Here is a 262-nt window from a genome sequence, read left to right as displayed (position 1 = left end):
TGAGCTACTACATCTGCCTTGCTGTAATAGAGCATGACTTCATGAAAGAAATCTGATAAAGGTGTCTCTTGAATTTGAACACTTGGAATACCCTTTATTTCATTTTCAGGAACAAGATTTCTCCCCTTTAATTGAGCGACTACAACATTTGCATCTCCTCTCGCATACTCGTGAAAAGGTGTTAGTGTTTCTTCAAGTGTAGGATCAGATAATACCGTTGTTCCATCAGCATTTTTTACAGGTATAGCGGTAGCTGTTTTAT

At 37.8% G+C, this 262-nt stretch carries 1 pseudogene; it reads right to left on the bottom strand.

Annotation, left to right across the window (positions count from 1 at the left end):
* Window positions 1–262, bottom strand: a pseudogene (locus tag JDS82_RS29215) (bifunctional metallophosphatase/5'-nucleotidase); the annotation flags it as partial.

This window comes from Bacillus cereus group sp. N14, assembly GCF_016483555.1.
In the GTDB taxonomy this organism is placed as follows: domain Bacteria; phylum Bacillota; class Bacilli; order Bacillales; family Bacillaceae_G; genus Bacillus_A; species Bacillus_A wiedmannii.
The sequence above is the reverse complement of the archived record's forward strand: the minus strand, read 5'-3'. Positions and strand labels throughout refer to the sequence as shown.